This window comes from Psychrobacillus soli (assembly GCF_006861775.1).
GTDB classification, from domain to species: Bacteria; Bacillota; Bacilli; order Bacillales_A; family Planococcaceae; genus Psychrobacillus; species Psychrobacillus soli.
The window spans coordinates 19,244-37,113 of record NZ_VDGG01000014.1 but is presented as its reverse complement, the minus strand read 5'-3'; the positions used below and the strand labels follow the sequence as shown (position 1 = coordinate 37,113).

19 protein-coding genes are annotated in these 17,870 nt (G+C 36.6%); all 19 read right to left on the bottom strand.

Annotated features, from left to right (window positions below):
- Positions 1–19 precede the first annotated feature (19 nt).
- Positions 20–1,360: a sialidase family protein gene (locus FG383_RS08095; RefSeq protein ID WP_142606732.1), complete on the bottom strand. Its 1,341-nt coding sequence runs from the start codon at positions 1,358–1,360 to the stop codon at positions 20–22.
- A 30-nt stretch (positions 1,361–1,390) separates the two neighbouring features.
- Positions 1,391–2,833: a glycoside hydrolase family protein gene (locus FG383_RS08090; protein WP_142606730.1), complete on the bottom strand. Its 1,443-nt coding sequence runs from the start codon at positions 2,831–2,833 to the stop codon at positions 1,391–1,393.
- Positions 2,834–2,849: 16 nt separating this feature from the next.
- Complete coding sequence (locus FG383_RS08085; RefSeq protein WP_142606728.1) at positions 2,850–3,860, bottom strand: ABC transporter ATP-binding protein; 1,011 nt, start codon at positions 3,858–3,860, stop codon at positions 2,850–2,852.
- Complete coding sequence (locus tag FG383_RS08080) at positions 3,857–4,873, bottom strand: ABC transporter ATP-binding protein (protein WP_142606726.1); 1,017 nt, start codon at positions 4,871–4,873, stop codon at positions 3,857–3,859. Before FG383_RS08080 ends, FG383_RS08085 begins: the two co-directional genes overlap by 4 nt.
- A gap of 10 nt (positions 4,874–4,883) precedes the next feature.
- Positions 4,884–5,765: an ABC transporter permease gene (locus FG383_RS08075; RefSeq protein ID WP_246096907.1), complete on the bottom strand. Its 882-nt coding sequence runs from the start codon at positions 5,763–5,765 to the stop codon at positions 4,884–4,886.
- A gap of 15 nt (positions 5,766–5,780) precedes the next feature.
- Positions 5,781–6,734, bottom strand: coding sequence for an ABC transporter permease (locus FG383_RS08070; protein ID WP_142606724.1), 954 nt, complete (start codon positions 6,732–6,734; stop codon positions 5,781–5,783).
- Between the two features lie 77 nt (positions 6,735–6,811).
- Complete coding sequence (locus FG383_RS08065; RefSeq protein ID WP_142606722.1) at positions 6,812–8,458, bottom strand: ABC transporter substrate-binding protein; 1,647 nt, start codon at positions 8,456–8,458, stop codon at positions 6,812–6,814.
- Between the two features lie 22 nt (positions 8,459–8,480).
- A complete protein-coding gene (locus FG383_RS08060; protein WP_142606720.1) occupies positions 8,481–9,398 on the bottom strand; it encodes a dihydrodipicolinate synthase family protein in 918 nt (305 codons plus the stop codon).
- A gap of 353 nt (positions 9,399–9,751) precedes the next feature.
- The gene (locus FG383_RS08055) at positions 9,752–11,224 is read right to left on the bottom strand and encodes a protein adenylyltransferase SelO (RefSeq protein WP_142606718.1); all 1,473 of its coding nucleotides are present in this window, start codon (positions 11,222–11,224) and stop codon (positions 9,752–9,754) included.
- Positions 11,225–11,287: 63 nt separating this feature from the next.
- A complete protein-coding gene (locus FG383_RS08050; protein ID WP_142606716.1) occupies positions 11,288–11,827 on the bottom strand; it encodes a D-glycero-alpha-D-manno-heptose-1,7-bisphosphate 7-phosphatase in 540 nt (179 codons plus the stop codon).
- Entirely contained in the window at positions 11,787–12,590 is an 804-nt protein-coding gene (locus tag FG383_RS08045; protein ID WP_142606714.1) for a hypothetical protein, read from the bottom strand. Before FG383_RS08045 ends, FG383_RS08050 begins: the two co-directional genes overlap by 41 nt.
- 132 nt (positions 12,591–12,722) lie before the next feature.
- Positions 12,723–12,920, bottom strand: a complete 198-nt coding sequence (locus tag FG383_RS08040; RefSeq protein WP_142606712.1) for a hypothetical protein — start codon at positions 12,918–12,920, stop codon at positions 12,723–12,725.
- A gap of 4 nt (positions 12,921–12,924) precedes the next feature.
- A complete protein-coding gene (locus FG383_RS08035) occupies positions 12,925–13,362 on the bottom strand; it encodes an NUDIX hydrolase (RefSeq protein WP_142606710.1) in 438 nt (145 codons plus the stop codon).
- A gap of 146 nt (positions 13,363–13,508) precedes the next feature.
- On the bottom strand, positions 13,509–14,138 hold the full coding sequence (locus FG383_RS08030; RefSeq protein ID WP_142606708.1) for a class I SAM-dependent methyltransferase: 630 nt from the start codon (positions 14,136–14,138) through the stop codon (positions 13,509–13,511).
- Positions 14,139–14,237: 99 nt separating this feature from the next.
- Positions 14,238–14,675 carry an SMI1/KNR4 family protein gene (locus FG383_RS08025; RefSeq protein ID WP_142606706.1) on the bottom strand — a complete coding sequence of 146 codons (438 nt, stop codon included), beginning with the start codon at positions 14,673–14,675 and terminating at the stop codon, positions 14,238–14,240.
- 38 nt (positions 14,676–14,713) lie between these two features.
- Positions 14,714–15,088 carry a hypothetical protein gene (locus FG383_RS08020; RefSeq protein ID WP_142606704.1) on the bottom strand — a complete coding sequence of 125 codons (375 nt, stop codon included), beginning with the start codon at positions 15,086–15,088 and terminating at the stop codon, positions 14,714–14,716.
- Between the two features lie 167 nt (positions 15,089–15,255).
- Positions 15,256–15,729, bottom strand: a complete 474-nt coding sequence (locus FG383_RS08015) for a hypothetical protein (RefSeq protein WP_142606702.1) — start codon at positions 15,727–15,729, stop codon at positions 15,256–15,258.
- Positions 15,730–16,210: 481 nt separating this feature from the next.
- On the bottom strand, positions 16,211–16,402 hold the full coding sequence (locus FG383_RS08010; RefSeq protein WP_142606700.1) for a Rossmann-fold NAD(P)-binding domain-containing protein: 192 nt from the start codon (positions 16,400–16,402) through the stop codon (positions 16,211–16,213).
- Between the two features lie 323 nt (positions 16,403–16,725).
- Positions 16,726–17,751: a LacI family DNA-binding transcriptional regulator gene (locus FG383_RS08005; protein ID WP_185907880.1), complete on the bottom strand. Its 1,026-nt coding sequence runs from the start codon at positions 17,749–17,751 to the stop codon at positions 16,726–16,728.
- Positions 17,752–17,870 lie beyond the last annotated feature (119 nt).

The following is a 17,870-nucleotide window of genomic DNA, read 5'->3' as shown; positions in this document are numbered from 1 at the left end:
TGCAGAAGTAACCGAATTATTATGATTTCAACCAGTCCAACGTAAATGTCCCAAACCGAATATCCATATTATTTAAATCACTATCATCATAGATATGTTCATAAACGACACCAATTTCGCCGTTTTGAAGGATCGTTAAGCAAGAATAATCAAAATAGCCGTCTTCAATCACTTTCTTATACGGCCAGGTTACCCCTCCATCCTCACTCAAGCGAACCGTACCTTTTGTTCGTTTATTTTCATTGGCTGGATTAGAGAATAACACTCGTACCTTACCATCACCTTGATCAGGATAAAGGACGACACTAGATTGACAAATTGGGTCCAACAAAGTCATGTCAAATGTCACATCATCCCAAGTTTCGCCCCCATCCGTACTCTTAGTCACGGCAGTTCTTTGAAGTCCATAGTGATTTCTCATATAATATTGGAGATCTCCATTTGGTAATTCAATCACTTGAGATTCAGTTAAGTACTGCTTTACATCAGAGATTTCTTTTGCAGAAAGAACTTTTCCATCCAGCTCCCTTTCATCATTTGGCGACTCCCCTCTCTTCCAAGTAACACCATGGTCGTCACTATATATACAAGCACATGATAAGTGACCCTCTTCATTGGAAAAGTAGATTGGAAACACCAAACGTCCAGCTTTTTCGCCATGTTTCAATTGTAGTCCACGCCCAGGACCAGATCCGATAAAGCGCATCCACTCTTCTTTCACGAATGGATTTAGCTCGCTTGGTTCCGACCAGGTAAATCCATCATCTTTACTTTGAATCATTTGTAAAAAAGATGTTCTTCCTTCAAGCAAGGTTTCATTTGGATCAATTCCTTTTTTATAATATATATTGCCGCTTGGTTTACTGTCCTCATAAACATACCCTTGGGCATCAACTGTATAATTAGTTATTTTCTCCGTTGAATCAAAAACCTTGCCGTCCTCGGACAGTAAATAAAGCGTTCCGTCTTTGTCAAATAGTTTCCTACGTCCTTTTGAATCAAAACCAATCCCAGTTTCGCTAGTCCGGAGACCAATTCCACCTGGTGTATGACATAAAATCATAAATATCGTACCAGTCACTTCATCTTCTAATAGAGCCGTATCAATAGCAGCCGCACCATCTAAACCCTCTCCAGCAAAAGCTACAATTCTCCGAATCAGATCCCATGTTTTTCCATTGTCATTACTTCGCCTAATCGCCGTTTCAATTTTGTTAGGATTGTCCCTCTGATCTACTATCCTTGCATCAATTCCAACAATAATTGTTCCTTTACTTGATGTTATCATGGACGGAATTCGATATGCTTTCGAACCAGCATAATTCGGATAGAAAATTGCTTGTGTTTCAAGTTTGGTCATAGTAGAAAACTCCTTGAATTTTTCTCTTTATTATTGATTATACTTTTTCTTCAAGACATTTAAGAAACCGTCAAGTGCAAATAATTTTGCTTTTTCAAAAGTAAATCGAATACAGAATGGCTCATTACCTAAGTCTGTTATTTTTTTGTTTTTAAACTTCATTGAACTCCAACCCGATCCGATAATTGGCTCACAATCAGCTACACCAAAACCTTCCATAGATTCTAACGAGTTGCGCTTTACAATTTCGTATTGAATGGACCCACCTTCTTCTAAGTCAGCCAATATGCTTAATTGGTCCCCAAAGAAGTTGAAAGCAGATGTTAGCACAATTGATTTGCTGCCTTCATTTTTAGGTGCGTAATAAGCAAATTTATCTTTTTCTATATAACCTCTTGCAAATGAAGTCTCACGGAAGTTCGTATGCTGGCCATTACCACCCATATAATAAAAATAGATTTTATGATCGATTTCAACAGGTGTACTAGAAAAAATACATCCACAATCAAATTCACCAGTTGGATACTTCCCTATTCCACGCACAATGAAGTTCTCCTTAGGTGCAACGAACTCCCAGTTGTTCATATCGACTGAAAAATTTAGTTTCAAATCAACCGTGTCAAAATCATCATCTGAACGGTCACCTTCTTTATACATAGAAGGCAATCCTAGATAGATATTTTCATAACGGAAAATAGGCATAGAATAAACCTGGGATTCAGCTCCTTGACCTCTCGTTATTTCAACTGGTTCCGACCAATGAATAAAGTCTACACTTTCACATTTGGCAGCAATCCTCAATCCGTTTTTCCAAATACGTGTAATCAAAATGAATTTCCGTGTCACAGGGTCTCTAAAAAAATAATTATATGTATCTGCTTGTGGATTGAAGTTTGGCCACGGAATAGGTTCTCCAAAATGAATCCCATCATTAGAATAGGCAACAGCCATAAAGTGGTTATCGTGAGAATACTCTATCTTTGTCAATAGTTTGTATTTTTTCTTAGGGTCTGTCTCCTCCTCGTCCAAAAATACACAAGAACCATGTGCATTCCTAAAAATAATATTATTATCTTTACTTTCATTAAATTCGACTAATCCTAGATTCGGTTTCTCCCAATTGACTCCATCTTTTGAAAATGCATAACAAAATCCAGTAATTCTTTTTGAACTAGGTTGGTATTGCTGTCCTGGTCTTTTTTCTAAAGGTGTTGTTGCTGAATGATCATCTTTTAAAAATAAAGTATAATAGCACCGATAAATTTTTTCTTGCCGATCATAAAATACATTTGGATAAGAATTATCGTACCGAACTTCCCAGCTCTTTGATGGATTAGAAAAGAATTCCTCAGTAAAGAGCGGGTTATTCACTTCATCTTTTTGAATAGTATTCAAATGCATTTCAACATTATCACCATAATGGGAATTTACAATTCCAGAGTCTAAGAACAAATACTTTGTCGTCTTCTGCATCTTAATCACTCCTGTGTCAAATTGGTTTCGTATATAAATGACAGGCGACTTGATGGTCTTCCTCACCATATGATTGCAATGGAGGCTCAACTTGCGTACAAATATCCATTCTTTTCGGACATCTGTTACTAAATGGACATCCCGATGGTCTATTGATTGGACTTGGAACATCGCCTGTTAAAGGTATTCGTTTACTTTTGCCTTCATTAACAACTGGAACAGGTACCGCAGAAAGTAATGCTTCCGTATAAGGATGAAGTGGATTAACATGTAGATTGGATGCTTCAGAAATTTCCACGATTTTCCCTAAATACATGACAACAACACGGTCACTCATATACTGGACAACACTTAAATCATGTGCGATAAAAACGTATGTCAGATTCAGTTCTTTTTGAATTTCTTTCATTAAATTTAAAACTTGTGCCTGGATTGATACGTCAAGTGCCGATACAGGTTCATCGCAAATAATAAGTTCAGGATTAATACATAATGCTCTTGCGATACTAATCCTCTGTCTCTGGCCACCCGAAAATTCATGGGGAAATCGATATAAATAGTCCTCACTAAGATTTACCATTCTAAGTGACTCAATAATGCGTTGTTTTCTTTCTGCTGGATTTTTATAACCATGTACTCTAAGTGGCTCATCAAATGATTCTATAATTCTTTTGGATGGGTTGAGGGAAGAATATGGATCTTGGAAAACCATTTGTACACGACTTCTAAAATCAAACACATCTCCGGCGTTTAGTTTGGTTACATCTTTTTGTTCCCCGTTAAAATCGTATAGCATTTTTCCCTCAGTTGGTTTTTCCAATAACATCATGGTTTTAGCCAGAGTTGACTTTCCGCAGCCAGACTCTCCGACAATACCCAACGTTTCACCTCTTCGAACATCTATCGTAACGTCATCTACTGCCTTCACCGTTCCAATTTGTTTTCTGAAAAAACCTCCAAGTACTGGATAATGTGTTTTCAAGTTTTTAATACTGAAAATCATCTCTTCACGTTTAGATGTAGTCATTTTGCAATCACTTCCTTACTTTCTTCCACTAATAGACACCTTACTTGATGGCTATTAGTTAAGTTAATGTCGGGAATATCTCTTGTTAGACAACTTTCCATTGCAAAATCACATCTACCTGCAAATTCGCATCCTTTCACATAATCTTTCGGATTTGGAGTAGTTCCTCTAATTGTTGCTAGCTTTTGATTTTTGTCTAACCCCATAACTGGTACAGATTTCAATAGTGATTGCGTATACGGATGGCTTGGATTGTTTAATATATCTCTCACCGTACCGTACTCAACAATTCTCCCCATATACATAACAGCTACAAAATCAGCTACTTCCGCCACCAAACCCATATTATGTGTAATTAATATGATTGATTTATCGTGTTTTTCTTGGAGTTCTTTCATTAAATCCATAATCTGAGCCTGAATCGTTACATCGAGAGCTGTAGTTGGCTCATCGGCAATTAACAAATTCGGATTACAAATCATGGAGATTGCAATCATTACCCTTTGCCGCATACCTCCGCTAAATTGGTGAGGATAATCTTTTATACGCTGTTCTGGATCAGGAATTCCTAACAATTTAAATAACTCAATTACCTTATCCCTTGCCTCTTTTTTAGGTATTTTATAATGCTGCATTAAATTCTCCATTACTTGCTTTCCCACTTGATGAGTTGGATTCAAGGAAGCCATTGGGTCCTGAAAAACCATACCAATCTTCTGTCCACGCATCGCTCTCATCTGTTTTCCATACTTTTTCATACTGACTAAATCTACTTCATTTCCTCCGTCATTAAAAAGTACTTTTCCACTATCTATTTTACCATTTTTAGGTAATAACTGCATGATAGAGTGAACAGTGACACTTTTTCCACATCCAGATTCCCCGACAATCGCCAACATCTTACCACTGAATACTGAAAATGAAACATCTTTTAAAATCTTTGTGGATTCTTTTCCATCACTAAATGAGACAGTTAAATTTTCTACCTTTAATATTGAATTTAGTTTTCTCATAATTAATCCCTCACTGTTTAGGATCTAAAATATCTCGTAATCCATCTCCTAAGAAGTTTATCGCCAAAACAAACAATGAAATTGCTATCCCTGGCGCTAACCATAACCACCAATAGTTTGTGACAACATCAATTGATTGTGCAGCATTCATAATATTCCCCCATGTTGGTGTTGTAACAGGAACACCAAGACCTAAGAAGCTCAATCCCGCTTCTGCCAAGATAAAACCCGCAACGTTTACTGTAAATGCTACAATAATTGGACTCATTGTATTCGGTAGCATATGTTTAAATATTATGGATGAAGTGGGGATTCCAAAAGAACGACATACACTTACATACGTTTCTTCCCTTACAGTTAAGAATTCATTTCTTACTAGACGGAATGTCGTCATCCACCCTGTAATGACAAACACAATAATTAGATTGTTTACCCCTTGACCAAGAAGGGATACTAACACTAGCACTAATATTAGTTGTGGGAATGTCATGAAAATCTCTGAAAATCTTAGGAGTATGCTATCAATCTTCCCACCAAAGTAACCAGCGATAGCCCCTGCTAGTACACCAATAATCGTTCCACCTAAAGCACTTAAAACACCAACATATATGGAAACACGTCCACCATATAGAACTTGGGCAAATACATCTCTACCTAACTTATCGGTTCCAAAAATGTGCTCAGCACTTGGAGCTTGTGTAATATTGGAAAGATTCATTTGTGCTGGATCGTAACTTGTTATGAATGGGGCAAATACCGATAATAAGGTCATTCCAATACAAACTAGTAGACCTATAGTCGCTAATTTATTTGACCGCATTTTTTTCATTCGAATTTTCAAGAGACTAGTTTTTTTTGCTTTTACTTCTATCGCTGAAGTAGTCATAGTCATATCATAGCCACCTCACTATTCAAGTCGGATTCTTGGGTCTAAAAATGCGGAAAGCACATCCACTAAAAAGCTTGCTACTAATATCGCCGATGCAAGCATCATTGTCGTAATCATAATTACAGGATAATCACTCGATGAAACCGCGCTAATGATCGCGTTCCCAATACCCGGCCACATAAATACCATTTCGATAATGACTGATCCGCCAATTAGCATCGGAAGGCGGAAAGCGAGAATGACTAATATTGATCCCAATGAGTTTCGAAATGCATGAAATATAAATACTTTCCACTCTGGAATCCCCTTGCTTCTTGCTGTCTTAATATAATCTTTACTGAGAACATCCAACATGGAGTTTCTTGTATACCTTAGGAGTACGGCCAACATTCCGATTGCCAACGTAAAAGAGGGAAGTATCAAATTTGGGAGCCTATCCCAAAATGTAACATCGTTTACTCCGATACGACCACTAATGGGTAACCAGCCTAATTGAATGGCAAATATTTGAATGATGATAATCCCAAAAAAGAATTCGGGAATTGAAATACCTAGGACAGCAACATTTCGAGAAAAATAGTCACTCATACTATTGGGTTTGATTGCAGAAACTAATCCCATCGCCACACCTATAATCGTGGAGATTACTAAAGCTAACAATGAAAGTTCAATGGTTGCAGGCAACTTTAAGGCTAATATTTTTGCTATAGGTTGACCAGTTATAATACTATAGCCAAAGTCACCTTTAAAAACAGCAATGATCCAGTGGTAATACTGTATGTATAACGGATCATTTAATCCCAAATGTTCTCGAAGCGCTTCTAAGTTTTCCGAATCTACCGCTACATCCGGGGAAGCTGAATAACTTATGGGGTCAATTGGTGATAATTGTATAGCGAAAAATACAATAATACTGATTACAAATAACATCGGTATTGTGACTAGCGATTTTCGAATGATATACTTTAACACTTACTTCACCACCTGAATTCTATATAAACAAATCGCAAATCGAGAGAAGTATTGATTTGCGATTTGTTTTCAGTCCATTATTTTATTTCCCACTCTTCGAATTTCATGTCGTAGTTATACCAAGGGTTTCCGTAGATTCCTGCGGTCTTAAGCTTTTCCTCATTTACATAGTAATAACTATTCACTGTATACAATGGAAGTTTATAAAGATTTTCCACTTCTTGTTTTTGAAGTTCTTGAAGAATTTCTTTTCGTTCCACAGCATCAACCGTCTCTTTTAACTTTGCGACTCCATCGTCAAAAATACCATCAAGACCAAAGATGTTGATCATATTTGAGTTTGTTGATTCGTATTCACCGTACCATTCCTCATAACCAAATGAAGATAACCCTTTAAGTGCAATATCGTAATCTCTTACTTTGTAAAGTTCTGTTGTAGGGTCTGCCTGGAACTGCAATACATCCACTTTCATTCCAAGTTCAGTCAGGTACTGCGCTACAGCTGTCATAAAGTTAATGGATGTTTGGTCGCCATAGTAAAAACGTAGCTTAATCGTTTCATTAAAATCAAAGTTTGCTTCCTTTAAAAGCTCTTTTGCCTTCTCTGGATTATATTCATATTCAGGAGCATCCGTATAACTTTCGTCAAAAGTTGGTGGAACACCAGTGTTCAAGACTGCAGCTAAGCCGGGATATAGTTGTTCTGTTAACGACTTTCTGTCAATTCCATACATAAGAGCCTCTCGAACTCTCTTATCAGCCATTTTCTCATTAACATTTCCTTCTGTATCTTCCATATTCACTAAGAAATAACGGTAAAAAAGAATATCGATAGGATGTGCAACGAAATTGTCAACAGCTTTCATGCTATCAATGAACTCTGCAACATTCGTGTTAAAGAAATCTACTTGGCCAGTTTTTGCTGCCGAAGTTGGTTCTGCAACAGCCGTCAACACAATCTTCTGAATTTTAGGCTTTGTACCTTCATAAGATTCAGCTGGAACAAATGTAGCAAAGTTTCCAGGTTCCAGTTTTTCTAACTTATACATTCCATTCCCAACTGGATTTTCCCAAAAAGCGGCATTATGAATTTCTAATGGATTTTCATCTTTCAATAAGTGCTTTGGATATATTGCGAATTGCCCTAATACAGGTAGGAAGTTTCCTACTGGGTTGTCTAGTTTAACTGTGATTGTATTTCCTTCAGCCGTAATACCTGCAAGTTTATCACTTTGCCCTGCTATCCAATCCGCTGCCCCTTCAATCGAAGAGAATGCATTTGTATAAATCGCATTGACTTGCGTCGCTTTTAGCACAGTTTCTATACTCCAAACTACATCTTCAGCAGTTAGGTCTTCCCCGTCATGCCATTTAAGTCCATCTTTCATCGTAATTGTGTACGTAAGCCCATCGTCTGAACCCTCGTAACTTGCAGCTAAATCTGGATTTAGATTTTGCAAATCTACATCTGGTAGAAATAGGCTTCTAAACATTAACCTTTGGTGCATTCCTCCCCTATTTAACCACAATGGTTCAATCCTCTCGCCAAACCCATTAGGATCAATTGTAACAAGATTTAATGTGCCACCATTTTCTGCAGCTGGCACTACCGAATCATTGGACGGCTTTGTACTATCTTCATTAGTTGAATCTTTCTCAGGTGAGCATCCAATAATAAACAATACACTCAAGACAACAAATAAATAGAATCCTACTTTTTTCATCCACTTACACCCCTTTTTGATATTAGTTTTCTATTCCAAATTTCTGTTTGGCTACATCAATCATATTTTTAATGATTTCAATCTTCCCTAGATCTTCCCCAGATACAGGTTCCAATGGCCCTCTCACACTTCCGATATTAATCCCGCGTAATTTATAGATCTCTTTAATCGTGGAATACATCGAACCGTTCAATGAACATAATGCAATAATAATGTCATTGATATCACGTTGGATTTTTCTCGCTTCGGAAAAGTTACCAGCCACCACAAACTCTTCTGCTTTTAAGAATAGCTCCGGCATCACACCGTATGTGCCGCCTATCCCGCTATCCGCGCCGATTAATCTTCCAGAGACATATTGTTCATCAGGTCCATTAAATACTATAAACTCTTCAGGTGCCGCAGCTTTAAATCTTTCAATATCCATTACAGGCATGGAAGAATTTTTTACCCCAATGAGCTTGTCATTTTTCAATAACTTTGTAAGCAGATTAATAGAAAGATTATAGCCAGTCGTTTGCGGTATGTTATAAATAATAAATGGCAGTTCCGTCGAATCCATTATCTCCGTCCAATATTTTTCAATGGAACTCTCCGGAAGCTTAAAATAAATGGGCGGTATAGCGGAAAGTGCATCATATCCCAACTCTTCCGCATACTTCGCTAATTCCACGCTTTCCTTAGTTGATGGAGCTCCGACATGAGCGATTAGTGTAAGTTTTCCCTTCAGGCTTTCAGAAACATATTTTAAAGTCGCTTTCCTTTCCTCAAGGTTTTGATAAATACACTCTCCCGAACTTCCCCCAACATAAAGACCTTGAACTCCTTTTTCATAGAGATGATTAGCTAATAATTTAATTCTCTCGGGTGATATTTCTCCTGATTCATCATAACAAGCATAGAATGCAGGAATAATCCCCTTATACTTATCTAGTAACATATTCTTTTCCCCGCCTTAAACCAATATTTGAAATCGCTTACAAACAGACTATATCATCAATTCTGATAATTGTAAATATTTTTCGCCATTTTATTATTTTTTGAAAAAAATTTCCACTATTGAAGTATCTACTCTATATCATTAATTGAGTACGTTAATGATATGGTAGAAGCATCTTTGAATCTTGAAAGTCCTGTTATTTGAAGTAATAAAAAAAGACTGAGTTGATATCTTACTCAATCAGTCTTTTGTTAGAATTTTTAGTTAAATTAACAATTTGGGAATGTTGCCCATAATCGCAAGATCCGATGCCACGCACAATTCGATCAAGCATAGATTCAACATTGTTTACATTACGTGCCGCAAAAGGTTTTGTACGAACAGTTTGATTGCACAGGCAGCGTGGAGTACTCCTCTTGTTTAGGAGTATGAGCGTATGGATTTGAAAGTACACCAAGAAGTTGCTCCATCACACTTAGGTCACCTTGTTCCGCAGCATCTAGCGCTTCTTCTACCCGATGATTGCGAGGTATTACCGCTGGATTGTTGTTTCTCATCAGTTGCAGGACGGAGGATTTTGACTCTTCTTGTCTGCTTAATCTTGCTTGCCACTCTTCAAACCAATCGCCAAATTCCTTAGAATCGAACAGTGCAGTATCTCCACGCTTATCAAAAGTTAATGACAAGAAAGTATTTGTGTAGTCCACGCGATACTTTTGCATCATACCGAGGAGCTCCTCAATAAGTGCTTCATCCTCTACCTCTTCATTAAATAATCCTAGTTTCTTTCGCATTCCGGAGAGCCAATTAGCGTAATACAATTTAGGAAACGCTTGAAGTTCTTTCTCTGCCAGTTTATATGCTTCCTCCAGGTTTTCATGAAGCAATGGCAATAAAGATTCAGCAAGCCTCGCTAAATTCCATCCTCCAATATTTGGCTGATTACCATATGCATAGCGCCCTTGTGTATCAATAGAGCTAAATACCGTTTCCAGATCATACACGTCCATAAAGGCACAAGGACCATAATCGATCGTTTCTCCACTAATGCTCATATTATCCGTATTCATCACTCCGTGAATAAACCCAACAAGTTGCCATTTAGCAATCAGCTCCGCTTGCCTCTTAATTACTTTCTGAAGCAGGGACAGATGGCGATTCGAATCAGCGGCAACTTCTGGGAAATGTCGCTCCAAAGTATAATCTGCTAATGCACAAAGATCCTCTTTCGTGCCCCATCTCGCAGCGTATTGAAAAGTACCAACGCGTATATGACTTGCAGCTACTCTAGTGAGAATTGAACCTGGTAAGCCCGTTTCACGGATTACTGGTTCACCCGTAGACACTACTGCTAAACTTCGGGTAGTAGGAATACCAAGTCCATGCATTGCTTCGCTTATAATATACTCTCTTAGCATTGGACCGAGGGCAGCTCTACCGTCTCCTCCACGTGAATAGGGTGTTCTTCCTGCTCCTTTCAGCTGAATATCAAATCGCTCATTCGTAGGCGTGATTTGCTCGCCAAGAAGAATAGCACGCCCATCCCCTAACATATTAAAATGTCCAAACTGATGCCCTGCATAAGCTTGAGCAAGCGGCAATGCACCTACTGGAACTCGGTTACCCGCAAGCTCTGCTACACTTTCATCACTTTGTAACGATCGGGCGTCCAATCCCAATGATTGGGCTAATGGCTCATTCAGTATCGTCAACTTAGGGGCGCGCACAGCGTGTAAGTTTTGTTTTGTGAAAAATATATTTGGCAAACGAGCATAACTATTATCGAAATTCCATCCAGTTTCTATCATTTCTTTTTTTTCTGTCATCTTGTCTCCTTGTCTTCCTTTATTTTTTATTATCCAATTATTATACCCTTTTAGCGAAACTAATCACCCTTCTTGCTTTGATGTTGCATCCTCTATGATCCAGTCGACAGCACTTAACAGGTCAGGATAGACGGCATCCGCAAGTGGGTCACTCTTTCCTAAAAAAACCCCCTTTGTACCCGCCTTTTTCCCTGCAATAATATCTGTATCGGTATCACCAACCATGTAAGATTGGGCTAAATCAATGTTATATTTTTTACCTAGATCCACGATTAATTTGCTGTTTGGCTTGCGGCAAGCACAACCCGCTTTCGGTTTATGTGGACAATAAACCGCTTCATGAATAATTGCCCCTTCTATCTTAAGTTGCGCAATCATATGGTCATGAATTTTAATGAGTTGCGATTCCTTCATAAATCCAAGTCCCACACCGCCTTGATTCGTTACAACAAATATGTAATCAAAAAAAGCATTCAATTTCTTAATTGCTTCTGGCACTCCCGGTAAAAAATAAAACTCTTCCGGCTTGTTCACAAATTTAACCCGGTCCGATAGTACTTCATTAATTACTCCGTCTCGATCCAAAAATACCGCCTTGTTCATTTACTACACGCCTTTCCAGTATAGTTCCTTGCGTATTCCACTGCGATAACGTTCCGCTTTTTTCAGGTTCCTCTTGTTGAAATGTTACGTATTTTGCTTTGTACATTTTACCGTCCCAAAAGTACACAATAGTTAAATAACCAAGCAAACCTCCATAAACACTATCATCTCGCACTACGTTGACACTCATAGTTCCTATTAATGCGCCATTTTCGATAGAATATTCAACTGTCTCTGTACTGAAGTATGGTTTACGAGGATTTGTAAAATTATATGGGGATAGATCGATTTCATATTTTATTTTGCTCGCAAGAATACTCAGGATATGATTATGCTTCCTTATTTTCACAAGGCGATTAATGGTCAAGTCAATAGGTTCAACTGGCGCCTCTTCAAATCTTAGGTAAGGGTCTTGTATTTGATTGAGGATATGAATCTCCTTATGATCAGCTTTATCATTATTTAATACGATGATGACATCCTCCAGCATGTCCTCATTTATATCTTGATAATATAGTGCAGGATCATACTTGCCATGGTACCAATCAGGAAAATGATAAACTAATACTCCTCGATCACCAATTTGCACGGTAAAATTCTCAAAATCCATCCAACTTTTTTTATCGGCCAATAAGTAGACCCTTTTATACCATATATCAGATGGTACGCTTAATAGCACCACTCGCTCACTCGCATAAGCATTTTCTAATTGGCATAATAACAGGAATGTTATAAGAAAACTTGCGTAAATCTTTTTAATCATCTTAGCAACCCTTTTGTACTTAGGGTTCCCAGGAAGAACTATAAAATACAACTTTAAAAATTCTTATCTATATAAGCTCATTCGATCTTTTATCGACCGACAGAATAGACAAAAGCATCACTTTTTTTGAGACTATTTGTTCTTTAATTTTTCTATGTTACTGTTTATTTTCATTAGTAAATTAATGATGATCGTTAATAAAATAATGAAAATAATTCCGAATAAAATTCCTGCTCCCTCGTAGCCAATATAAGCAATGATTCCCCCAAATGCTAAATACCCAATAAAACAGAATGCAAGACCAATAATTAAATTTAAAATGCTTTTCAAGAAATCACCCCTTTTGTAAAACTTCTCTTAGCATATATGGAACAGTATTTCTGTCCGTTATCAACCCCTCATGCTCATTTGTAATATGTATGTATTTTTCCGCTTGCTTTAGATCCATCCAGGTCACTTCCTCAATTTCTTCTGGATAGGATATGTTTATTTCTCCACCGATAATTTTTCCGACAAAAGTAAAGAAGATAGCGTGGTGTCCCCTTTCTTCAAAAAATGCTTCCCCAACAGAGAAAATACCATCCACTTCTGCATCTAATCCCGTTTCTTCTTTCACTTCACGTACAGCAGCTTCCTTAAGCGTTTCGCCTTTTTCCACTGCTCCACCTGGGAGCGTATAATAGGAAGCACCTGTACCTTTGTTTTTTACCATTAATACTTTCTGTTTAAGCTCATCAAATAGCAGGACATATGCAACATCTACTCTTTTCATTTATTATTCCTCCTCTTCAATAACAAAAAATCCAACTTAACTGCTTAAAATTGTCGTAAGAACCAGAATTAATTTGTTCCGTTTTTTAGGGAAGCCCTTTAACTTCCCTTAGTTCGCCTATCCATTTCGTGCGTACTAAAAAAGAGTTATAATTCTTTTTGACACTTTATCATGGAAAATTTAAATGGAGGTTTATTGTCCATGTTCTTATGTGGCTCCACAATTTCCGTCAATTCTATCAGCCCATAGTTTCCAAACTCTTGTTTTATCGATTCGGAATCATAAAAAAACATTTTTACCCCTTCCATTATCTCGAAATAATCTTTTCCAAGTTGTTTGCCCTTTCCAAACATTGGGGCTTCTTTTGAAATCGTAGTAAAAATCATATATCCCCCTGGCTTTAATTGATTATAGCAATCCTTTATAAATTTTTCCCTCTCATCTTTATTCAACAAGTGAATAAGTGCATAACAAAATATGCCTTCATATAGTTTGTCCTCAAAAGGCATATCGTTAACTGAACCATGAAAAATATTCAAATAAAGCCCATTTTGACTTGCCAATTCAATCGCTGTTTTGGAAATCTCAATGCCTGTTACATTTATTTCGTAGTCCAAAAAAATCTTTGCATTTCTACCATATCCAATACCTGGAATCAATATATCTTTCACTTGCTTCTCAAGGAAAAAGTCCTTTGTCAATATTGCAGAGTCTGCAGGTTCAAATCCCCACATCATTTGATTTCCTATAAAACTTGCTTCCCAAAATTCGGTCATACTTCAGGTCTCCCTTTTCTAATTAAGTAAAGAAATTCAAAAACAACTCCACTTTACTCTTTCAACTCGGATATTTCAAACTTTTAGGACACATTGCTATTAAACAGTAACTTCTCCCGTAATCCAGCCTTTCACAAAGTTTTCTAACGAAGAGGAGACCCATGTTCTACTATCGTCTTCATGATTCCATGCAAAAATTTCATCATCTTGAATGCTCCCATTTAATATTCGGTACCCAAATAAGTCCCCATTGCCGGCATCTGAGAAAAATAGTAAATGATCGAAATGCATATAGAAATCTTTATAGTCACCAAAATTTCTAAAAAATAAATTGTCTTCTATTATCTGTTCTATAGACCAAATAAGAGGACATGCATGTTCATCAAATATCCCATTTGTTTCATAGTATAATTCTAGTAACTTTCCAGGTAATTCAATATTTAACTCATCTTTAAGAAGCGTTATTTCCGCATTCGTTGCAGGTGTTTTAAAATGATAATCTTTCGAAATTGACTCTATGTAATTTTTCCATTTCATTATTTCATTCCCTGTGTATAAGTTAAGAGCACCGCCAATTAATCTAGAATTTCTGTTCCATAATCCTGAATGCTACGAATCCAGTTTTTTACATACACTTCCTTTTGTATTTCTGAGAAATGGACTGGTAAATTGAGTGATTGTAAATTTTGGGGTAATAAATGCATTTTATGCCTAATTTCTTCATTATCTTCCGATTCGGAATCGATGAAAAATAAGTATCGACCTTCCATTTTCTCACGATAAATAGCTAAATAATCCAATGTTTTATAAACAAGTGTAGAAAACATTTTGCCATTTAACTGTACTTCGAAATGTCCTCTTATATTGTAGTTACACCGAATATGTTTCCCCCTAAGCTGCTGTAGGTCCTTTTCAAAATCGAAAAATCTATTTTCGTCTACATTGGCCAACTTACCTATATTTATTTTTCTTTTGGTTTTTGGAAAGCTCAGAAGTTTACCGGCATTTATTTTGCAAATTTGATTCGAAAGAACAGTTTCTTTTCTGCTTCCTTTCGGTAAATAACCAGGAATAGAAGGTCTTGCTGTATATTTTCCTGGATTCTTTTTGAACTCTTTTAAGCTTGCAAAAAAACTCTTCCAGTTTGTACAACATTCTGAACAACCTGTTGATTTATTTGACCAGGCAGCGAATAATAATCTTTTTGCTTCATTGTCTTAAACAGACAATCCAAAAAGTTATAGCCTAAAAAGGACTTCTCTTTTGAAGGGAAATCAAATAGATTTTCCTTTATTTCTTTTTGTTCGTCTTTTGGTTTCAACTGTTCTTTTTCTAATTTTTTAAGAAATGCTTTTCGTTGATTGGCATTCATTATATCGATGTTATCAAGAATAACTTTTAGAACCTCTTGTTGTAAAGGCTGTAGGATTCCCTCATTGTATAGAGCAGTATATACTTGTCTGATAAAGAAATTCGTGGTGTTGTTTAAGTTATTACTGTTTAAACAAAGTTCATCGAAATAGGAATACATTCTATGACCGTTTTTAATGTTGATTTGGTAAGTTCGATATTCTTTATTCAACTTTTCCACAGTTTTTCACCTACCTTTCCTAAGTATATTCCACTAAAAAGAACACAAGTTCTCAATATGATGACATTTGTATTTCGAAAAAAAGAAAGCCAATTCATCTCATGACTGAAGTCACGGGTGTTCTTGGCTTAATTATAATTTTACTAGAAAATACCTCCATCCATTTTGGACAGAGGTATTTTCAGTGTTTAAAATTATTAACTGGGATATTAATGAAATAAATCATATAGATGAAGGATGATTTACAGGTGCTTATTATAATAATATAGAAGATATTAATCCTTTTGTGAAATCACAGGAGTTTGAAAATATAGGCGGTGCAGCATCGTATTAAATTCGTTCTGAACCACCTAATATTTAGGATGTCTACCATTTCGGTAAATAGTTTAAGAAGAAAACTTAGAGAATCTCTTATTAAAGCCTGGTTCCGTTTTTCAGATGGACTCAGGCTTTTTAATTTCCATACTGACTTGGAAGTCTTCTACCTTACTGTTAAACAAAGTAGAAACGTGTGCATCTTATCGATTACTTCCGTTTTTTTAGCCAATAGTTCCTCTTGTATATCTGTTACGACAAGATTAGTCCCTTCATTAGTAAACAAACGCGGCTTTGCTGTACCTTGTCCATTTGTAACGTCAGTGATAATTTTTCCCTTATCTTTTAATCTGCCCACTAGCAATCCCCCTTTTTTACCCACTATGCTAAAAATAATGGATTCCATAGAAAAATATTTATCTTTTACGAAAATACTCTTATTATTCGAAATAACATATATAAGACAATTAATAATTACTAATCTTCTGAAGTTCTTGTGCAGTCCCAATGAATGATTGGACTGTGCCTTCTCCCCCATCTCCAATAAAAATTTTTACTAATTTCAACATTTGGTTCCTTTCTTTATTCCTGAATGGCAAACAAAAAGACACCGTCCTGTACATGAGCAGTAAGAATGACCATACACAGGAAAAAGTGTCTTCATGAATTACTTGAGGTGTATTACTTATTTGGGACACTTAATTTAATGCATGAATCTCTAACTACTAAAGAAGGCCGTAACTTAATTTGTTCTAAAGTAGCTCTTCCCTTTATACGTTCATTGAGTAGTTGGACAGCAGTTGTCCCTAGTTCTTTCATCCGGCTATCAATTGTAGTAAGGGGCACTCTAGCCAACTTAGAAAAGAAAATATTATCGTAACCAATTAACGATATTTCATTAGGAATATCCCAACCATAGTGGGTTGCCGCCTCTATAACCCCTAGTGCCAACATATCACTGCTTGCAAAAATAGCCGTAGCCAGTTTGTGTTCTAAAACGATTCTTTCTGCTGCCCTGTATCCTTCCTCTAAAGATTGGTCGGTTTCAATAATCAATGCTTGCTCTTCAATCCCATACTCTTTTATAACACTTTTAAATCCTTCGATTCTTTCTTTAAATTGAAAAATGTTTGTAGGACCAGAAATCATTGCTAAATTTTTATGACCTTGCCTAATTAAATACTCAGCAGCTAACTTCCCACCCAAATAGCCGTCAATTACGACATAGTCAACTGCCATAGATTCAACATGACGATGGACCATAACAATATTTTTAAAAACACCTTCCAGCTTTGATAAACTCGTGCCATTTATTCTCATATTCGCAAGGATAATTCCATCTAAATGCCGATACTGGTTAATCAAAATCTCGCAAACTTCTTCCTCTTTCTTATCATCATCATCCGTACTGACAAGCACTAAATTATACCCAAGTCGTCTAGACTCTACTTCAATGGCTTTAATGAGTTCCATATTGATTGATACTTGAAAGTCCGAAATAACTAAACCAATTAAACTAAGCGATTTATTCGCTAAGCCACGTGCAAACGTATTTGGACGAAATTGAAGTTCTTCTATCGCCTCTGCAATTTTCTTTCGCGTTTTAGTTGCCACATAGGGGATATCATTTATATATTTTGATACAGTCGCTTTTGAAACACCTGCAAGATTCGCCACATCTTGAATTGTTGCATTTTCTTTTGTCATTTCGCATCTCCTGATAGAATTTTCCTCCATAGTTAATGGCAAGTTTACCATTATACTTTGAATTGTCATAATTAATTTTTTTGTGAAAAAACGGGACTCCTCTAGGCCATTCCAATAGC